The sequence below is a fragment of the Kordia sp. genome, assembly GCF_022447245.1.
Classification (GTDB): Bacteria; Bacteroidota; Bacteroidia; order Flavobacteriales; family Flavobacteriaceae; genus Kordia.
Genome location: NZ_JAKVBC010000019.1, coordinates 51,523 through 69,651, shown reverse-complemented (window position 1 = coordinate 69,651; position 18,129 = coordinate 51,523). Strand labels below are relative to the sequence as shown.

The following is an 18,129-nucleotide window of genomic DNA, read 5'->3' as shown; positions in this document are numbered from 1 at the left end:
TTCATGATTTCAACCAAGCAACATATAGATGAAATATTAATTCCAATCCTAGAAAAAGTATCGGATCCAGAAATTCCAGTACTTTCCATTATGGATATGGGCGTAGTACGTTCTGCAAGGTTGATAAATGGAGTTGTACAAGTAAGCATAACACCAACATACACAGGTTGTCCAGCCATGGATGTTATTGGCGATGATATTTCGAAAGCCTTAAAAGAGCATGGTTATGAATCTAAAGTAAAACTAATTCTGTCACCAGCTTGGACAACCGATTGGATTACAGAACGTGGTCGGAATGCGCTTCGTGAATATGGAATAGCACCACCGTTAACTCCAGATGCAGATAAAGAAGCGCTGCTCGGTGATAAACGGATTGTAAAGTGTACCAATTGCGGTTCAACAAATACAAAACTAGTCAGTCAATTTGGTTCCACAGCGTGCAAAGCATTATTTAAATGCGAAGACTGTTTAGAACCATTCGACTACTTTAAATGTTTAAAATGATAATTCCTGCCTGTACTGAGCTTGCCGAAGTAAAAGCAGGAATCTCTGTTTACAATAAAAACGATATATGAGTAATCAATCTATAACAATAACCATTCAAAACAATGTAGCGTATATAACGCTAAATCGCCCAGAAGTATTCAATAGCTTTAATCGTGAAATGGCATTGCGTTTACAAGACACTTTAGATCAATGTGAACAAAATGATGAAGTCCGAGCAATAGTATTGACTGGAGAAGGAAAAGCATTTTGTGCAGGACAAGACTTAAAAGAAGTAACGCATCCAGAACTAAATCCTGGATTCAAAAAAATATTAGAAGAACATTACAATCCAATCATTCAGAGAATTCGTAAAATCGAAAAGCCAGTCGTTGGGGCTGTAAATGGTGTCGCAGCTGGTGCAGGAGCAAACATTGCCTTAGCTTGTGATATCGTAGTAGCACATGAAAAAGTAAGCTTCATTCAAGCATTCAGTAAAATTGGATTAATTCCTGATAGTGCAGGAACTTTCTTTTTACCACGATTAATCGGATTCCAAAAAGCATCTGCCTTAATGATGTTAGGAGATAAAGTTGGTGCAGAAGAAGCTGAACGCTTAGGAATGTTGTACAAAGTATTACCACTAGAAACATTCAAAGAAGACGTAGTTGCTTTAGCGGAAAAGTTAGCTAAAATGCCAACCAAAGCACTTGGATTGACTAAAAAAGTGCTAAATCAATCCTTAGTAAATGATTTAGAATCCCAATTAGCATTAGAATCAAAATATCAAATAGAATCAAGCGAATCAGAAGATTATCGCGAAGGTGTTTCAGCTTTTGTTGAAAAACGTGCGCCAAACTTTAAAGGGAAATAATCAACGGATTGCTAATTTTTGAATTTTGATATAAGAACTTATTATGAAATCAAATGAATTAGAAAACAGGCTTATTGCATTCTCTGTGAATGTTATTAATCGTTTTCAAGAAGTAGAGAATAATTTTGCATTAGAACACTTAGTAAAACAAATTATTAGGTCTTCAACTTCTCCTGCTTTATATCATGTAATGGCGCAAAATGCCAAATCTACTGTAGAATTTGAGAATAATATGAAGGTAGGCTTGAAAGAATTAAGAGCGACTTTAGTAAACTTAAAAATTCAAAAAGGAATACAAAACATTTCAGATATAGAAGAGTTGCAACGATTGATAAATGAAAATAATGAGCTTATCGAGATTTTTGTAAATGACATAAAAACATCAAAAAATAAAAACAAGAATATAGGATTCTAAAAAAGATGATTAGTTATAAACTTTTCATCATAATATGCTGTATTCAATATTTCAAATAACATGAAAGTAGGAATCATAGGATCTGGCACCATGGGAAGCGGGATTGCACAAGTAGCAGCAACCGCAGGATGCATGGTCAAACTATACGATACAAAACAAGCAGCTTTAGATAAAAGTAAAGCAGCTTTAGAAAAAATATTAAATCGTCTTATTCAAAAAGGACGTATCGATGAAGCTGAGAAAAATAGAATTCAAGGAAACATTTCCTATGTAGATTCACTAAAAGATTTAGGTGATTCTGATTTGACAATCGAGGCAATCATTGAAAACCTAGACATCAAGCAGAAAGTATTTTTGGAATTAGAAACATACCTAAGTGATTCAGCAATCATTGCATCAAACACGTCGTCGTTATCTATCGCTTCAATTGCATCGTCTTTACAAAAACCAGAACGTTGTATTGGAATTCATTTCTTCAATCCAGCACCTTTAATGAAATTGGTTGAGGTCATTCCTGCAATTCAAACCTCTCAAGAAGTACTAGATACAGTAACGCAAACCATTGCTGATTGGAAAAAAGTAGTCGCAGTGGCGAAAGATACACCAGGATTTATTGTCAACAGAGTAGCGCGACCTTTTTATGGAGAATCTTTACGAATCTATGAAGAAGGATTGGCAGACTTTGCAACGATTGATTGGAGTTTAAAATCGCTTGGAGGATTCCGAATGGGACCTTTTGAATTAATGGATTTCATTGGAAACGATGTAAACTATACCGTAACAGAAACGGTTTTTACAGCATTCTATTACGATTCAAGATACAAACCATCATTCACACAAAAACGTTTATCTGAAGCTGGATATCTAGGTCGAAAAACAGGAAAAGGGTATTATGATTATGCAGAAGGAATAGAAAAACCTGTACCAAAAGATGACAAAGAACTAGCGCAACAAATATTTGATCGTGTACTAGTTATGCTTATCAACGAAGCAGCTGATGCTTTATTCTTAAACATCGCTTCTGCGGAAGACATTGACAATGCCATGACCAAAGGTGTAAACTATCCAAAAGGATTATTAGCTTGGGCAGATGAAAAAGGAATCGATTGGTGTGTAAAAACCTTAGATGATTTATACGAAGAATATCATGAAGACAGATATCGTTGTTCGCCATTGCTCAGAAAAATGCTAAGAAACGGCAAGACGTTCTTTTAATGGAAAAGTTTTTAAAGATCAGGATTGAAGATAAACTCAATATTGGAGATGATATTAAAGAGAAATTTAAAAGTGAATTTCCAATTCTCATAATGGGCGCTGTGGATGCTCAGTATTATGGAAAATTAGAAGTAGGAGATCATATAGAATTCAAAATTGAAGCGCAGACCTTAATCAGAAAAATTATTGGAATAGAATACCTTCGACCTTCACACTGACTAGAATATCAGGAAATAAAAACTAGATATACAGGTTTATTAATTGAGTGTAAAAGCAAAGAAGAATTAAATAAAATTTTAGAAGTTGAATCAATATATCAAATAGCAACTATTTATAAAAATATAACATAGAATGTGAAGATTCATAATTCAAAATTCAAACATGCAAGGAGAAAAAATACCATACAAAATGTTAAGTCAAGATCCATTCAGTACATGGTTGGGAATCGAGATTTTAGAATGTGAAATCGGACGATGTAAAGTTGGATTGACCGTCCGAAAAGAAATGCTGAATAGTATGGGAAAAGCACATGGAGGCATCAGTTATTCACTAGCGGATACGGCGTTTGGTTTCGCAGCCAATACGCATGGGAAATATGCAGTTTCTATTGAAACATCCATCAATCATATTGAAGCATTAGAAGAAGGTGATTTCATTGTGGCAGAATCTGTCATAGAAAAAGTAAAAAACAAACTAGGATTCAATATCATAGAAGTCAAACGTGGAGACGAACTTATTGCACTTTTTAAAGGTGTCGTATATCGAACGCAAAAGGACTGGGAAGAGTAAGTAAATTCTAAATGTAAAAGTGGAAAAGCGAAAACAATACGATTTACAAAAAAGATTGGTGAAATTCTCAGCCAGCGTGATTGTAAATATTTCTACTTTAAAAAAAGAATTTGCATCTGAACAACTAATAAAACAAATCATTCGTTCGACAATATCAGCAGCTTTAAACTATGCAGAAGCGCAATCGGCTGAATCAAGAAAAGACTTTATTCATAAAATGAAAATATGTCTAAAAGAATTACGAGAATCTCAAGTAAATATGGAGATTATGTAGGAGGCAAACTTAATAAACAATACAACTGAGTTTAAGAAAATTCAAAAAGAATGTAATGAATTTGTAGCTATCTTTACAACAAGCATAAAAACATCAAACAAAAAATAAAATAACAATGAAAAAGTTCTAAATGCAGTTTGAAAATATAAACAAGCACTTTGAAATTTAGTATTCAGAGTTTTACATTTTAAATTAAACAAACAGCATGAACAACATACGCTAAAATATAAATGAAAAAGCACACAATAGATGTTGAAAACACAAACAATACTTTTACATTTTACATTTAGAGTTTTTCAGTTTTATATATAAAAATTTACATTTCAAAATGGAATCATACATCATAGATGGAGTAAGAACTCCGATAGGAAAATTCAAAGGATCTCTCGCTACCAAACGCGTAGACGATTTAGGTGCTTTGGTCATCAAAGAAGTAACAGATCGCAATCCAAACATTCCAAAAGATGCGTACGACGATGTTATCATTGGTTGTGCCAATCAAGCAGGAGAAGACAATCGTAACGTAGCACGTATGTCGTTACTATTAGCTGGATTACCGCACACGGTACCAGGTGAAACGGTAAACAGATTATGTAGCTCTGGACTATCATCCATCATTCACGCTAATCGTGCAATCAAAGCAGGAGATGGAGACTTGTTCATAGCTGGTGGCGTAGAAAACATGACACGCGGACCGTACGCCATTGCAAAACCTTCAAGTGCTTTTGGAACTGATGCTAAAATGTATGATACCAGTTTCGGATGGCGATTCATCAATCCGAAAATGCACGAAATGTATGGAACTGATGGCATGGGAATGACGGCAGAAAATCTAGTTGAAAAATACAATATTTCTCGTGAAGACCAAGATGCATTCGCTTACAGAAGTCAAATGAAAGCGACAGCAGCACAAGAATCTGGTCGTTTAGCTAAGGAAATTGTAGCGGTAGAAATTCCGCAACGTAAAAAAGATCCGATTATTTTCAATCAAGATGAATTCATCAAACCAACGACAACTCCTGAAATCTTAGCAAAACTAAGAGCAGCCTTTAAAAAAGAAGGAGGAAGTGTAACAGCAGGAAATGCGTCAGGTTTAAATGATGGAGCTGCAGCAACCATTATTGCTTCCGAAGCAGCGGTTGAGAAATACAATCTAAAACCAATGGCGCGTATTGTAAGTTCTGCGGTTGTTGGAGTAGAACCACGTATCATGGGAATCGGACCTGTAAACGCTTCTAATAAAGCATTAAAGAAGGCAGGATTAACCATGGATAACATGGATATTATAGAACTAAATGAAGCTTTTGCGGCACAAAGTTTAGCTTGTATTCGCGAATGGGGATTGGCAGATGATGACGCTCGAATCAATCCAAATGGAGGCGCCATTGCTATCGGTCATCCACTAGGAGTTACTGGAACACGTATTGCCTATTCAGCGGCGTTGCAATTGCAGGAAACGGGCAAGCGTTATGCATTAATTACTATGTGTATTGGTGTCGGACAAGGCTATGCTGCCATCATTGAGAATGTAAACATATAATATAATTTGGGCGTTACCCTTTGGGTCGCGCTTTCGGCTGTATCTTTTCTTGAAAATAGTCCATTGTGAGACAAATTTTAATTTGTAGTGGCAATCTGTTCCAAAAGAAGCAGATTACTTCGTCGCAAACTCCTCGTAATGACGTATCAAAATAGTAAAGGATGCCGCCTCAATCGCTAACGTGTATAGAAAGTATTGAGTCTTGAAAAAAGTCAAATTAACAAATTGACAAAAAACAAAGAGCGCAGCGATTAAAAAATAATAAAAAATAAAACCAACAGCTAGCGGCTAGAAGCTAAAAGCCAGAAAAATAAAAACCACATGATTCTACAAAGCTATATCAACGGACAATGGACGCAAGGAACTGGAGAAGGTTCCCCAATGTTTGATGCCGTAACAGGAGAAACTATTGGATTTGCAACTACGGAAGGATTGGACATTCCAGATGCCTTACAATACGGAAGAACTAAAGGAGGCGAAAAACTTCGTAAAATGACCTTTCAAGAGCGTGGAAACATGCTTAAAAAACTAGCCTTGTATCTCAACAAACGAAAAGAACAATTCTACGATATCAGTTATAAAACGGGGGCAACACGTGTCGATAGTTGGATAGATATCGATGGTGGATTCGGAAACTTATTTGCAAATGCTTCTTTAAGAAAGTTATTTCCAAATCAACCGTATCATGTAGAAGGAGATCCAATTGATTTATCGCGTGGTGGACGATTCATGGCACATCATATTCTCGTGCCAAAACGTGGAGTAGCTGTGCATATCAATGCCTTCAACTTCCCAGTATGGGGAATGTTAGAAAAATGTGCCGTAAACTGGATGGCAGGAATGGCAGCAGTGGTTTTGCCAGCACCACAAACAGCATATCTCACAGAAGCAGTAGTAAGAGTAATTGTAGATTCTGGAATCTTACCAGAAGGAGCTTTGCAATTGTTGAGTGGAATGACAAAAACGATTTTAGACACTGTAGAATCACAAGATGTAGTAACGTTTACAGGTTCCGCACATACAGGAAGAATCTTAAAAGCACATCCAAGACTCACACAAGAAGCTGTGCCATTCACCATGGAAGCAGATTCGTTAAACTGTTCTGTACTTGGAGAAGATGCTGTGCCGGGAACTACAGAATTTGATCTCTTTATCAAAGAAGTTCGTAAAGAAATGACCGTAAAAACAGGTCAAAAATGTACAGCGATCCGTAGAATCGTAGTTCCAGAAAACTTAGTGGAAGATGTACAAATTGCTTTAGGAAAGCAGTTAAGCAAAGTAACCATCGGTGATCCAAGACTCAAAGAAGTTCGTATGGGAGCATTGATCAACAAAGCGCAAGTACAATCTGTAAAAGATCAAGTTTCCAAATTAGCACAAACTGCTGATATCGTATATGGAAGTCTAGACACAATTGATGCAGTTGGCGCAGATGGCGAAAAAGGAGCATTCCTAAGTCCAATCTTACTTAGAGAAAATAATCCTTTTGAAAACATAAGTGTTCACGAAATTGAAGCATTCGGACCTGTAAGTACCATTATGCCATATAAAAACATGGACGAAGCTATTGAATTAGCACAAATGGGGAAAGGATCTTTAGTATCTTCCATCTTTACAAATGATGATAAACTTGCCAAAGAATATGTAGTTGGAGCAGCGTCACATCACGGACGTATATTAGTTGGAAATCGCGACATGGCAAAGCAAAGCACAGGTCACGGTTCACCATTACCATTACTAGTTCATGGAGGTCCAGGACGTGCTGGTGGAGGCGAAGAAATGGGTGGATTGCGAGGCATCAAACATTATATGCAACGATGTGCTATTCAAGGTTCACCAACCACCATTACAGAAGTCACAGGAATCTATCAAGCAAATGCCGAATACAAAGAAACAGAAAAGCATCCTTTTGCATATCATTGGGAAGATATCGAAGCCGGAATGTCTATCAAAACGCACAAACGTACGGTAACTGATACAGATATTATCAACTTCGGAAACCTAACTTGGGATCATTTCTATGCGCATACTGACATTACTTCGTTAGACGGAAGCATTTTTGAAAAACGCACAGCACACGGATACTTTATCATTTCCGCTGCAGCGGGATTATTCGTATATCCAAACAAAGGTCCAGTGGCAGCCAACTACGGATTGGAAGAATGTCGTTTCTTACGTCCAATCTATCACAATGATACTATCTATGTACGCTTAACATGTAAAGAAAAAGTAGATCGTGATTCACGTGGAAAAGAATTACCAAGCGGAATTGTAAAATGGTTTGTGGAGGTATTCGATCAGGAAGATGAATTGGTAGCAATCGCAACAATTTTGACGATGGTTCAAAAGAAAAATCCATTCGCAACGATCAATAAAAGTACCATCCAAAATTACCTTGGAAAATTAACAGAAGACGTGAAACCAGCTTGGGGTAATATGACGCCGCAACAAATGGTGGAGCATTTAGAGTATTCTTTAGTAGTAGCATCTGGTGAAAACCAAGATTTTGAAATTGAAACACCAGAAAAGATTTTGGAAAAGGTGAATGAAACCTTATACACTCATGATCCAATGCCAAGAAATTACGACGCACCAAAACTATTAGAAAAAGCAATGTCGGAATCGCGTTATGAAAACTTAGCAGAAGCGAAAGCGAAATTACTAGAAGCCTACGATGCATTTGAATTGTACTTCAAAGAAAATCCGGAAGTAACCACTAAAAATGCAGTTTTTGGACATCTAGATAAATTTGAGTGGGATTTGATGAATACGAAGCATTTTAATCACCATTTTGAACAATTTGGTTTGCTTTAGGCAAACGAAATTGTTCAAAACTCCCGAGAAATCGGGAGTCTAGAAAGAAACGAAAAGTTACTGAAAGTAGTAAGTAATAAAAAGTATTCTAACAAAATTAGAAACTCACTACATATACATCATCACAAACAAACCAAATGGTGTTTTGTATATCGGAGTTACCAAAGATTTAAAAAGAAGAATTAGACAACATAAAAATAAAGTTCATCTAAGCAGATTCTCAGCAAGATACAATCTGAATACTTTAGTGTATTTTGAGAATCACGAAACTAAGGAAAGTGTATTATTTCTAGAAAAGCGTATGAAAAAGTGGAATCGTGATTGGAAAGTTGGACTAATAGAAAAAGAAAATCCTATTTGGGAAGATTTAGTAGATAAAATAAAATAGAATTAACAAAAAAAGATTCTCGCTTTTGCGGGAAATGAATATGACAAATCCATACGTAAAACAAGACATACAAAATGGTGTAGCAACCATCGAATTTTTTCATCCAGCACACAATTCGTTGCCAGGTGATATTTTAGCAAAACTAGCACAAACCATCACAGATGCAGGAAATAATGACGACATCAAAGTTATTGTTCTAAAAAGTGGAAGAGATAGAACATTCTGTGCAGGTGCAAGCTTCAAAGAACTCATCAATATCAACGATGCAGAAGCGGGAAGAATCTTCTTTTCTGGATTTGCTAACGTTATCAATGCGATGCGTAAATGTCCAAAATTCATCATTGGACGCGTACAAGGAAAAACCGTTGGTGGTGGCGTAGGATTGGCTTCTGCGGTAGACTATTGTATGGCTTCAAAATTTGCTTCTATCAAGCTAAGCGAGTTAAATGTAGGAATTGGACCGTTTGTAGTTGGACCAGCGGTTGAACGTAAACTAGGTCTTAGCGGAATGTCACAAATTGCCATTGATGCCAACAGTTTCTACGATGCAGAATGGGCAAGAAACAAAGGTTTATACATGCAGGTTTTCGATTCTAATGAAGAATTGGATGAAGCAGTAACTGCATTTGCAAACCATCTTTGCACGTATAATCCAGAAGCAATGGCGGAAATGAAAAAAGCATTTTGGGTAGGCACAGAAAACTGGGATGACTTACTAGCAGAACGTGCGGCAATCTCAGGAAGATTAGTGCTTTCAGAGTTTACAAAAGAAACACTAAAAAGGTTCAAATAATATTACTGAACGTCAGTTCGAGTGTTTTTATTCACTAAAGCAAAATAAAAATGAATAGGGAACAGCCTAGATTTCCAATTAGCTCTAGATAACTCGAACTGACGTCTTTGTTCCGGACTCAAATTTGAAGTAGCTACCACTTTATCTTGTAAAGACAAATCAGAAGCAACACTTTAAAAAAATCCAGTACCTTTAGAAAAGTCAATCTCAATGCTTTTTATATTGAGTAAAGGTGAAATACAATAGTAACATCTCAAATCTAAAACCATGATTTACAGTTTCAAAGGATACATTCCGGTCGTACACGAAAGTAGTTTTGTGCATCCGTTGGCAGCTATAACAGGAAATGTCATTATTGGAAAAGATTGTTATATCGGTCCAGGCGCAGCAATTCGTGGCGATTGGGGAGAAATTATCTTAGAAGATGGAGTCAATGTGCAGGAAAACTGTACCGTACACATGTTTCCAGGGAAATCCATTGTATTGAAAGAAAGTGCCCATATTGGACATGGTGCCATCATTCATGGTGCAAATATTGGAAGAAATGTGTTGGTTGGAATGAATACAGTGATCATGGATGATACAGAAATAGGCGACGAAAGTATTATTGGCGCGATGGCATTCGTAAAAGCAAAAACGATCATTCCACGTCGTAGTTTAGTAGTTGGAAATCCTGCAAAAATAATCAAAGAAGTGAGTGACGAAATGATTGCTTGGAAAACCAAAGGCACAGAGTTGTATCAGCAATTACCAGCCGATTGTCATGAAAGTCTTCGAGAAGTAGAACCGTTACGTGAAGTTCCGAAAGATCGTCCTACGCAGGAAGCATTCTATGATACCTTACGTGATTTTATGGGGAAGTGATTAGTAAAAAGTATATGAATAGTTTGTAGTTGATACATGTTTATCTCGAAAAAACACTTCGGTTCTTTCTAATAAATCGCTTAGTTTATAAAAATTCTTAAAAGTGTAATGATCATCTATGCTTATACAAGGATCACTGAAATATGAGTATTCTTCTTTGATTCTTCCTAGTTCATCATAACTAATATTAGATAAAAAATACGCAATAGGTTTCTTATACTTAGCATACTCTTCATTCCTGTATTTAATGCTACTTTTATCATATTCTCTCTTTTCAACCAATCTACAAAAAGTATCATATTCATATAAAATGGTATTCACAATTTTGGTGTTTTCAAAATGAACTTCTTTGATCAAATTACCAGACGAATCGTATTGATAAGTTTTTAATAAGTTATTTGCAGTATTTTCATCATCATCAAGCTTTACAGATTTTATTAAGTGATTTTTTTTATCATAGAAGTTCTGATACTCAGTGCCGTTGTCAATAAGAATATTACCTTGTTCATCATATGTGGTCTTCATAATATACACATCTGTTGAATCTGATTTACTTTTTCGAATTAATTCGATTTTTCTATCTTGTTCATCGTATTTATATTCAAAAAAAAATCCCAAACGTTTCATATCCCATTTAATGGTATTCCCTTTTGAATCATAAGTTGTGGTAGAAGTGTTACAACCTTCACTAGAATTAGTATAATACTCCTTTTTAGTAATCGTTTTAACTTTATTTTTAGCAATAGCTTTTTTGGTAATAGATTGTGCATTGGCAATAAAAAAAGAAAAGACTGAAATAATAGAAAGGAAATAGGTTTTCATAAAAATGACTAGTTTAAATTTCTAGCATCCACAACACAGCTTTCTCATAAATAGCTTTAATACGATTGTATTCTTGCGGATTGTTGTTGTATAAATACGCAATCATCACACCAGAATTGATTCCGAATACATAAAATTCTCCTAAAGTTGTTTCAATAATGTTTTGGAATACAATTCATTAATAGACGTTATTAAAAGTCCCCAACATCTCCGCCCATGTGAGAATGAGGATTTCGATCGTGTTTTACAAGTAGTTCGTCTCTCTTCTTTTTGGTCATAATTACAAAATCGTCTTCTATCATTTCTTTTATGATATAATACCAAGCAAAAGGTAGTATCCATATCAATATGGAGTTTAAAACTTTTTGAGTCTTGGTGAGTACTTTATTTTGAGTAATCTTCTTTTGAGCCTTTACCGTGCGGAAAAGATATACTATGAATATAAGAACCAAAAAAATATATATAATGTTCATGTTGTAAAAGAAGTTAAAAAGATTACAATATGATTTATTTGTATATCAAAAAAATATTTAGTTACATGGTTTTGAAAGAAAAGGGAATAATTAGATTCCAAACATTCTCAAAACCACTTTCTCATAAATACTTTTAATTCGATTATATTCTTGCGGATTGCTGTTGAGGAAATGCTCAATCATCACGCCAGAATTTATTTCCAAAACATAAAATACTCCTGAAGTAGTTTCAATAATATCTACAGAGCAGAAACGAATATTAATTGCCTTTGCAGCTTGGATGGCAAGTTGTTTTATTGCTGAATTTTCTATGATTTCAGCTTGTGCGCCTTCTCCTAAATTACTTTTCCAATTCACTTCAATAATGTCTCCTTTCTCAGGAATATCATAGAAGTTTTTATCACTTCTATCAGAAAATGATGTAATTACATTATCTAAGGTTTCGCCTGAAAATTTAGTTTGTAGTAATTCGAGAATGGTTTTGGAACCATCAGCCGCTACAAAAGGAATATTTTTTTGATACAATAATTCTACTTCACCATCTAAAATCACAGCTCTGTACTCTTTTTTGATATTATAAAAAGGAGATAGGCAAATGCTTCGATGCTTTGAAAATAAGGTGTGAATTGCTTGTTCTAATTCAGTGACTGTAGTAGCCATAAATACACCATTTCCTCCAGTTCCATCAACAGGTTTGCACACAATATGTTGATTGTTTTCATGGAAATAAGCCAGGATTTGTTGCCAATTTCCAATGCTTCTTACATATTTGCCCATACTTGGATTGAGAAACAATGTATGTTCAACGGTTGCAACATTTGCAGCTTTGAGTAAATCGGAAGCAGCACTTTTGTCACCAGCAATCATCTTTGCAGTAGAAGAATTCAACTCAAAATTATAACCAAAAATATGTTTGTGAATATTGTTTTTAGAAAGTTTCAATATCCAATCATACGAAAAAGAATCAATCGTAATTCCGTAATCATTGGCAATATCATACACAATACGAACTAGGTTTCGTTTGCTGTTGGAGATGGTACTCATTCACTATAGATTTAAAAAATAAAAGTAATTCAAAGATTGTGAAGCAACAATGATTTTAGTAATAAAATTCATCTGTATTTTCAACCAAACTAATCAATCGGTAGCGTGTTGATTCTAAAATAAATCACATAAAATCGTTTAATTCATCTTTGATGATTTGTTTTTTATTTTTTCGTTGTTTCTTTATTCGTTCTGATTTATCTCTAGCCGCATACTCATTTTTGTCAGAATTAAAATGTATTGCGCTTTCAGTTAAAAAAGATCCTTGTTTAATCATTAAACCATTGTAGTTACAATCTTTATAGCCGCAATTGTGTTTGGAATATTCTCCAAAGTTTCGATGTTTAATTTTTTTATCTGCTAATATTTTTTGTTGATTACTTCTAATATTTTCCCAAAGTTGTTTTTCGTCGGCTACGGTTAATTCTTCACCTAAAGTAATGACTTCAAAATACATTTGAGGATCTTTGAGCTGCAAAAAAGTAAATGTTTTTCCGAAAATAGTATTAGCGTAATCTCTAATTTCTATTTTTTCAGTAAGTGTTAATTTTTCATTTTCACAAATAGATCGATACAACCCTAAGGTATTAAAGTCAGTATATTTTTTACGATTGTAAATGTAATGAATGTATTGACTTTTGCTTAGCTGATTGAATAACTTTCCTATTTTCATAAGTCTATTTTTTTTGAGTAAAACGTATCTGCATTCACAACCAAAGTTGTCAACTCTACTGTGTGTCTATCTAAATCTTTGGTGTAGATCGAATGAAAATAATGATGATCTTGAAAAGAGTAGGAGAGTCCTAAATTTTCATAATGTTTACGAGCTTTTGAAAAAGCTTCATTGCTAACTTGAAACGCAAAGTGATCAATCTTTACGTTTTTAGAAGTTGTTTCCAGTTTTGGATCATTTGTATTTCCAGGAAACAATGCAATGCCTGTTTTTCCAGACAGCATAAAAATTGGAAAGTCGCCCCATTCAGGAAGTTGATAACACTTTAAACCCAATACTTTTTTGTGCCAAGCTACAGAAGCATCAATATCTTTCACACGAATGGCAACATGATCTAAAAAAATTAATTGAAAATCTACCATAGCGTGCAAATTAAGAATAATACGCATGCTTTGGTAATCCTGTTACAAATTAAAACGTGCTTTCAATGCTTGTTTTATACGTTCCAATCCTTCTAAAATGTACGTTTTGCGTTCTCCAATTCCGATTCTAAAATGATGATCCATTCCATAACAATCGCCTGCAAGAATGAAAACGCTCTTTTCAGTTCGCAACCATTCTGCTAATTCCGAAGAATTGATATCCAGATTGTACTTTATAAAAAGCATCCCACCAGCTTTTGGTTCTGTATATTCAAATAAATCTCCATACTGATCTAACCAAGATTTGACAGCTACTAAATTTTCATTCAGCATCGTTCTATTTCGAGTTAAAATCTCTTGTCTTTTTTTTGGACGTAATGCGATTTCACCAATATAATGACTCATAATTCCAGCCGTGATAGACGTATAATCGCTATATGCCCAAGTATCTGCTATTAAGTTTTCAGGACCAATTAGCCATCCCAAACGTAAGCCTGGTAAAGCGTATGCTTTGGACAATCCGCCATTGACCATTACTTTATCATACATTCCAATAAAACTTTCGATAGTTTTTCCATTTAGTTCTGCACCTCGGTAGACTTCGTCACAGTAAATCCAAGCATCAACACTTTTGGCAATCGAAACAATTTCCTGCATTTCTTCATTAGTCAAAGTGTATCCTGTAGGATTGTTAGGATTACAAAGCGCAATCATTTTTGTTTTAGAAGTTATCAAAGATTTTAATTCTGTCAAATCAGGTTTCCATTCGTTGTCTTCTCTCAGATGAAATGCTTTAGGGAAACAACCCATTTCTTCTGCAATTCCCCAAATTTGCATATAATTTGGAACCATCATTACGACTTCATCTCCTTTTTCTAAAAGTGTATGACAGGCAATAAAATTAGCTTCGGATGAACCATTTGTAACCAATACATTTTCTTCATTGGCGCCATTGTACATAGCACTTATTCGTTTACGTAGAGGAATAGAACCATTAGTTTGTCCATACCTTAAAACCGTATTGGTAAGTGTGTCAATTTGCTCTTTACTTAATAATTCATTTAAGGTATATGGATGAAATCCACTTTCCGTTAAATTATAATCAACCGTATTTTCAAATAACGACTGAACTCTTTCTAGTTCAAAAATTGGAATGTTCATAATGCGATTACTTTTTGGTTCTTATTTTGTATTTATAATTTTATCTTCTGTCATAATGTGAATATCACTCGCTGGTGCAGCTTCTAAAGTACACCAATAGAAGGCTTGTGGAATGCCTACTACTTTGTAATAATTCAAATACTTTTCATGAGCAGGATCGTCCTAAGGAACATCTGTGGTAGCTACATTTCCTCTGCCCCAAGAATGTACTCCAATTTAAGCTCTTTTTTCCACAATACGTTGTCTGCCAGCTAAAAAGAAATCTGTTCCACCAGAAGCTACAGAAATGTTAGCATTTAGTTTTGTGTTCAAACCAAATTTGTGCACATATAAGGAAGTACGTAAATTGGCAATATCGTCTATAGAACCCGGAACAGTCAACATTTCGATGCTAGTTACTTCAGGGTGTTCAAATAATAATTGCAATACAGTTGCTGGAGTTGAGGCAGTAATCACTCCCTTCATATAAGCGGTTTCTCCTTGTACACTGAATTTCACAGGTGTATTGTCTGTCTTCATATAACTATATATTTCTTTTCGTGTTAAAAGTCCATCGTGATCTTTATCCCATTCAGAAAATCGACCCAATTGTTCTTTCTTTACTTTTTTTAAGGGTAAAGGATTAATTCCGTACTCTTCAAAAATTCCATCAATTCGTTCGTTAATATCTTCTTCGCTGACTTGGAAAGCAGATGCAAAATCAAAATCTATCATTTCTGTAAGTGTCACCGCTTTATCTTTATTCGCATCCATCGCAATGATAAAACCTAACATATCTTCGTTTGCTTCTTCATATTGAATTTTATGATCCTTGTTAGCATCAAACTCATTAAAAAGCTCTGTAAATTCTTGTTTTTGGACTGCTTCGTACTCAGAAAAAATAGACTTGAAATCTTTCAGCGAGAGTGGTTTTTCGTTTTCATTTAGTTACTGAAGCAATACATCCAAAGCTTCATACGGATTAAGGATTCCGTCTTTATTAGCATCCAATAACTTAATTTCAGTAGCTATGTTTTTCATCTTATCCCAAACTTATTATAGGTGTTAAGAGAAGAATACTGATTCATGTTTTTACAAATAGTTTTTTCATTGGTTTCAATTTTTAAAGTTTGTGTAAACAGCTTTTGCGATCATCATGTCTTGTACAGCAACGCCAGTTAAGTCTACAATGCTAATTTGTTGTTCGTTGGTTCTTTGTAAAGCGGTATTTTGAACAGCTGTTCCAAGTTCAACAACTTTGTTTGGAGCTAATTTTCCATCTTTTACAGCACGATAAATTTCTCCTCTACTGTTACTTTGCGGAATACTATCAGCGACAACAATGTTTGCTTCACTTACTAAATCACTAGAAAGTTCTTGTTTTTCAGAAGTGTCAGAGCCAACAGCCGTAACATGTGTTCCAGATACAATATCATCTGCGTGGAGTAGTGGTTTTGTTGAAGGAGTAGTCGTCACAATCAAATTGGAATGTGAAGCAACTTCTGCTGGAGAATCTGCAATATGAATAGTAAAGTCATGTGCTAAATCTGATACAAACTTAGCTGCATTTTTAGCTGTTCTTCCCCAAACCCAAACCGTTTTACAAGGTGTATGCTTTTGCAAGTATTGTAGTTGTAATTTGGCTTGAATTCCCGTACCAATAATACCAATAGCAGAAATTTCTTTTGGAGCAAAATATTTGGCAGCTAACGCTCCAGCAGCAGCTGTACGAATATCGGTAAGGAAACCTTCGTCTAGTAAAATAGCAACGGGTTGACCTGTTTTTTGACTAAACAATAACATCAATCCTTGACTGGAAGAAATTCCGAGTTTCGGATTGTCATAAAAGCCAGAAGCGACTTTAATAACATAATAATCATCATTTTTAACATAGCCATATTTAATATGAGCTTCTCCTTTTGGTTCGTCAAAAATTAATTCACCAACTGGAGGAACAACCGTATTTCCATTACTATAGACAATAAAACCTTCTTCCATTGTAGCAATAATATCAATATTTTGTACAATGTTTTTTATCTCTTTTAAGCGTATAATTTCTGCCATTTCTAGATAATTTTTTTCAATTTGTCAGCATCCATATTTCCTCCACATATCACGATGACTACTTTTTTTCCTTTAAATCGATCTTTGTTTTCAATAAGACTTGCTATGGCAACACCAGCAGCACCTTCTACAATTTTATAATGTGTATGTACCATGAATTTTATAGCATCAGCAATAGAAGTTTCTGAAACTAAAATGGTATCGTCTACCACTTTTTGACAAATATTAAAAGTGATGGAATCCGGTTCAATGCCGCCTGCTGATGCACTAGATAAAGTGTCTAATTCAACATCCATATCTGTAATTTTTCCAGCTTTTAAGCTTAAAGTCATTTCACAGGAGTTTTCAGGTTCACAACCTATGATTTCTATAGTTGGATTGTTTTTTTTGATATAGGTTCCTATTCCTGAAATCAATCCGCCACCGCCAATAGTTACTAAAATAGTATCCAGATCTGGGACTTGTTCTATGATTTCTACACCAACAGTTCCTTGTCCTCCAATAACTTGCGGATCGTTATAAGGAGACATCCATATTTTTCCTAGTTTTTGCGCCATTTCTTTTGCATAAACTTCCGTATCAACACAATCGGTTCCATATTGTTCTAGGGTAACATTGTAATTCTTTAGTGCTTTTAGTTTTGAGGGCGATACATTTGTTGGGAGATAAATACAGCCTTCAATTTGAGTAATTTCAGAAGCTCTGGCATATCCTAAACCATGATTTCCTGTGGAAGCTGTCAGTGTTCCTATTTTTCTTTCTTCAGGAGTTAGCGATAATAGTTTGTTCATGCTTCCTCTAGCCTTAAATGAACCTGTGTGTTGTTCGCTCTCTAATTTTAAGAATACTTCACCTTCAATAAGTTTGCTTAATTCCTTTGATTTAAGCAAAGGTGTTTTCAGCACGTATGGACGTATTCTTTGCGTTGCAATTTCAATTTCGTTATAAATATCCATAATGTTTATTTTTTTGTTGGTGAGCGGAAATAAAAAACCTCCATACACCAACATCAATTTTATGATTTAAGGTATACGGAGGTTTT

The 18,129-nt window shown here is 34.9% G+C and carries 21 protein-coding genes; 12 read left to right on the top strand and 9 right to left on the bottom strand.

Annotated features, from left to right (window positions below; all coding sequences use genetic code 11):
• The first annotated feature begins 3 nt into the window (after window positions 1-3).
• From paaD to MK119_RS13865, 12 genes are all read left to right on the top strand, one after another.
• Window positions 4-504, top strand: coding sequence for a 1,2-phenylacetyl-CoA epoxidase subunit PaaD (paaD, locus tag MK119_RS13920; RefSeq protein WP_290679893.1), 501 nt, complete (start codon window positions 4-6; stop codon window positions 502-504).
• 67 nt (window positions 505-571) lie between these two features.
• Window positions 572-1,357, top strand: coding sequence for an enoyl-CoA hydratase-related protein (locus tag MK119_RS13915; RefSeq protein WP_290679891.1), 786 nt, complete (start codon window positions 572-574; stop codon window positions 1,355-1,357).
• A gap of 43 nt (window positions 1,358-1,400) precedes the next feature.
• On the top strand, window positions 1,401-1,772 hold the full coding sequence (locus MK119_RS13910; RefSeq protein ID WP_290679889.1) for a four helix bundle protein: 372 nt from the start codon (window positions 1,401-1,403) through the stop codon (window positions 1,770-1,772).
• Window positions 1,773-1,832: 60 nt separating this feature from the next.
• Complete coding sequence (locus tag MK119_RS13905) at window positions 1,833-2,987, top strand: 3-hydroxyacyl-CoA dehydrogenase NAD-binding domain-containing protein (protein WP_290679887.1); 1,155 nt, start codon at window positions 1,833-1,835, stop codon at window positions 2,985-2,987.
• A complete protein-coding gene (locus MK119_RS13900) occupies window positions 2,987-3,205 on the top strand; it encodes a hypothetical protein (protein WP_290679885.1) in 219 nt (72 codons plus the stop codon). The genes MK119_RS13905 and MK119_RS13900 overlap by 1 nt, the downstream gene beginning before the upstream one ends.
• A gap of 163 nt (window positions 3,206-3,368) precedes the next feature.
• Window positions 3,369-3,776 carry a hotdog fold thioesterase gene (locus MK119_RS13895; RefSeq protein ID WP_290679883.1) on the top strand — a complete coding sequence of 136 codons (408 nt, stop codon included), beginning with the start codon at window positions 3,369-3,371 and terminating at the stop codon, window positions 3,774-3,776.
• A gap of 19 nt (window positions 3,777-3,795) precedes the next feature.
• On the top strand, window positions 3,796-4,050 hold the full coding sequence (locus MK119_RS13890; protein ID WP_290679881.1) for a four helix bundle protein: 255 nt from the start codon (window positions 3,796-3,798) through the stop codon (window positions 4,048-4,050).
• A 328-nt stretch (window positions 4,051-4,378) separates the two neighbouring features.
• A complete protein-coding gene (gene pcaF / locus MK119_RS13885; protein WP_290679879.1) occupies window positions 4,379-5,590 on the top strand; it encodes a 3-oxoadipyl-CoA thiolase in 1,212 nt (403 codons plus the stop codon).
• Between the two features lie 321 nt (window positions 5,591-5,911).
• Window positions 5,912-8,404 carry a phenylacetic acid degradation bifunctional protein PaaZ gene (gene paaZ, locus MK119_RS13880; protein WP_290679877.1) on the top strand — a complete coding sequence of 831 codons (2,493 nt, stop codon included), beginning with the start codon at window positions 5,912-5,914 and terminating at the stop codon, window positions 8,402-8,404.
• A gap of 76 nt (window positions 8,405-8,480) precedes the next feature.
• Window positions 8,481-8,792, top strand: coding sequence for a GIY-YIG nuclease family protein (locus tag MK119_RS13875; RefSeq protein ID WP_366512819.1), 312 nt, complete (start codon window positions 8,481-8,483; stop codon window positions 8,790-8,792).
• Window positions 8,793-8,832: 40 nt separating this feature from the next.
• Window positions 8,833-9,585 carry an enoyl-CoA hydratase/isomerase family protein gene (locus tag MK119_RS13870; protein ID WP_290679875.1) on the top strand — a complete coding sequence of 251 codons (753 nt, stop codon included), beginning with the start codon at window positions 8,833-8,835 and terminating at the stop codon, window positions 9,583-9,585.
• A gap of 267 nt (window positions 9,586-9,852) precedes the next feature.
• On the top strand, window positions 9,853-10,449 hold the full coding sequence (locus MK119_RS13865) for a transferase hexapeptide repeat family protein (protein ID WP_290679873.1): 597 nt from the start codon (window positions 9,853-9,855) through the stop codon (window positions 10,447-10,449).
• Here MK119_RS13865 and MK119_RS13860 read toward each other — a convergent pair whose 3' ends face one another.
• The 9 genes from MK119_RS13860 to MK119_RS13820 all read right to left on the bottom strand — a co-directional run bounded on the left by MK119_RS13860 (window position 10,450) and on the right by MK119_RS13820 (window position 18,043).
• Window positions 10,450-11,271 (bottom strand): hypothetical protein, encoded by an 822-nt coding sequence (locus MK119_RS13860; RefSeq protein ID WP_290679871.1) that lies wholly within the window; start codon window positions 11,269-11,271, stop codon window positions 10,450-10,452.
• 191 nt (window positions 11,272-11,462) lie between these two features.
• Window positions 11,463-11,618 (bottom strand): hypothetical protein, encoded by a 156-nt coding sequence (locus tag MK119_RS13855; RefSeq protein ID WP_290679869.1) that lies wholly within the window; start codon window positions 11,616-11,618, stop codon window positions 11,463-11,465.
• 216 nt (window positions 11,619-11,834) lie between these two features.
• Window positions 11,835-12,788: a hypothetical protein gene (locus tag MK119_RS13850; protein ID WP_290679867.1), complete on the bottom strand. Its 954-nt coding sequence runs from the start codon at window positions 12,786-12,788 to the stop codon at window positions 11,835-11,837.
• 124 nt (window positions 12,789-12,912) lie between these two features.
• Window positions 12,913-13,461 (bottom strand): hypothetical protein, encoded by a 549-nt coding sequence (locus MK119_RS13845; protein WP_290679865.1) that lies wholly within the window; start codon window positions 13,459-13,461, stop codon window positions 12,913-12,915.
• Window positions 13,458-13,910 carry a VOC family protein gene (locus tag MK119_RS13840; RefSeq protein WP_290679863.1) on the bottom strand — a complete coding sequence of 151 codons (453 nt, stop codon included), beginning with the start codon at window positions 13,908-13,910 and terminating at the stop codon, window positions 13,458-13,460. The genes MK119_RS13845 and MK119_RS13840 overlap by 4 nt, the downstream gene beginning before the upstream one ends.
• A 15-nt stretch (window positions 13,911-13,925) precedes the next feature.
• Window positions 13,926-15,044 (bottom strand): aminotransferase class I/II-fold pyridoxal phosphate-dependent enzyme, encoded by a 1,119-nt coding sequence (locus MK119_RS13835; RefSeq protein WP_290679861.1) that lies wholly within the window; start codon window positions 15,042-15,044, stop codon window positions 13,926-13,928.
• A 216-nt stretch (window positions 15,045-15,260) separates the two neighbouring features.
• On the bottom strand, window positions 15,261-15,818 hold the full coding sequence (locus MK119_RS13830; RefSeq protein ID WP_290679859.1) for a hypothetical protein: 558 nt from the start codon (window positions 15,816-15,818) through the stop codon (window positions 15,261-15,263).
• Between the two features lie 321 nt (window positions 15,819-16,139).
• The gene (locus MK119_RS13825; protein WP_290679857.1) at window positions 16,140-17,087 is read right to left on the bottom strand and encodes a hypothetical protein; all 948 of its coding nucleotides are present in this window, start codon (window positions 17,085-17,087) and stop codon (window positions 16,140-16,142) included.
• A 2-nt stretch (window positions 17,088-17,089) separates the two neighbouring features.
• Entirely contained in the window at window positions 17,090-18,043 is a 954-nt protein-coding gene (locus tag MK119_RS13820; RefSeq protein ID WP_290679855.1) for a threonine/serine dehydratase, read from the bottom strand.
• Window positions 18,044-18,129 lie beyond the last annotated feature (86 nt).